We start from the raw sequence: 1,690 nt of genomic DNA on the forward strand, positions 1-1,690 counted from the left end.
CGGCGCGGGACTCGGCGGCGCCCACGTGCTGGCCAGCACCCAGCAATTCGCCATGATCTCGCCCGACAACGCGCCGCGCGCGCTGCAGCAATCGGGCCTGACGCCGGACCAGCAGGCGCGGATCCTGGCGGGCATCCGGCGGCGCGAATACCGCCTGGTGCAGATGCCGCTGTATGACGAGGGCGGCCAGGGCGGCGTGGTCACCGTCACCTCGGGCGGCATCAGCCAGACCGTGCCGCTGACGCCGCGGCCCCGCACGGTCCTGCTGCCCATCCGGATCTCGGGCCAGGTCGATATCGCGCCGGTCACCGATCCGGGACTGGCCGGGGTGGCGCCCGGGGCCATCACCGTGCTGGGCCCGACCCCGCTGCCCGTCATCCATCGCGACGAAATGCTTGTACTGGATGTGATCGTCCAATGAAGGCCCTGCTTCCCGCCCTGAACCGGATGATGCCGGTGATGATGGTGATCTTCCTGGTCCTGGCGAGCCTGCAGGCGGCCGCGTCGCTGCATCTTTCGCTCGCCAGCCTCGCGCATTTCATGGAATGGTGTGCGCCGGCCTTTCCCGTGCTGACGGCCGGGAGCAGCCTGCTGGTCCTGGCGGGATTGATGTTCGAAACCCGCGCCGAACGGCTGGCGCGCAAGGGGCTGCGACGCCGACGGGGGTGGATGATGGATGTATTGGCCAGACTGACCAACCGCACCGCGCTGGAAGAGATGATGGCGCGCGAGCAGAAGGAAACGGTCATCGACGCCGAGGAACTGGCGGCCGGCCTGCGCGCCCGCGTGATCGGCCAGGACCAGGTCTGCGAGGACATCGCCGCCCAGTTGCGCCGGCGCATGGCGCTGCAGGTGCGCGGCAAGCCGGTCGGCATCTTCCTGCTGGCCGGGCCGCCCGGCACCGGCAAGACCTACCTGGCCAAGCAGATGGCCCGACAGCTTGACCGGCCGCTGCTGCATTTCGACATGACGCAGATGAGTTCGCCGCACGCGGCGACGCAGCTCTTCGGCTCGCCCAAGGGCTATGTCGGCTCGGACACGTTCGGCAAGCTGACCGGCGGGCTGAAGGAAAAGCCCGATGCCGTCGTCCTGCTGGACGAGATCGAGAAGGCGCATCCCGACGTCTTCAAGAAATTCCTGACCGCCTGGAACGACGGGCACGTGACCGAGGCCTCGACCGGCCAGCAGGTCTCGACCGTGCGGGCGATCTTCGTCCTGACCTCGAACATCGCCACCGACGCCCTGTCGGAAATCGCCGACCGGCTGGCGGACGAGCCCGACCGCATGCGCGCCGAGTCGGTCGAGGCGCTGCGCCAGGCCGGCTTCGCCCCCGAAGTGCTGAACCGCCTGGACCGGATCTTCGTCTTCCGCGCCCTGACCGGGCTGGACGTCGCACGCGTCGCGGCGCTGGAGATCGAGACGATGATCGACAGCTATGGGCTGAAGGTGGAAACCGGCGGCATCGACCCGTCCCTGCTGTTCGAGGTCATGCGCCGGCAGAACAGGATGGGCGCGGCCGCCAGCGCCCGCGACCTGGTCCGTTCGATCGAGGACATGATCAGCGATTCGCTGATCTCCGCGCGGCAGCAGGGCGCGAAGCTGGTGCGCGTCGTGCAGGGCGCGGACGGCGTGACCGCCGAGATCGCGAATGACAGCGAGGCGCAGCGGGCGCGCGTGCTGCGCTGAGCCC

Annotated in this window: 2 protein-coding genes; both read left to right on the top strand. The window is 69.3% G+C overall.

The features are described from left to right. The coding region (locus HUK84_RS17130; RefSeq protein WP_176641341.1) for a hypothetical protein at window positions 1-421 on the top strand (421 nt) is incomplete at its 5' end. Continuing rightward, entirely contained in the window at window positions 418-1,686 is a 1,269-nt protein-coding gene (locus HUK84_RS17135; RefSeq protein ID WP_176641342.1) for an AAA family ATPase, read from the top strand. The genes HUK84_RS17130 and HUK84_RS17135, both read left to right, overlap by 4 nt. Window positions 1,687-1,690 lie beyond the last annotated feature (4 nt).

This window comes from Nguyenibacter vanlangensis, from assembly GCF_013376155.1.
GTDB lineage: Bacteria > Pseudomonadota > Alphaproteobacteria > Acetobacterales > Acetobacteraceae > Gluconacetobacter > Gluconacetobacter vanlangensis.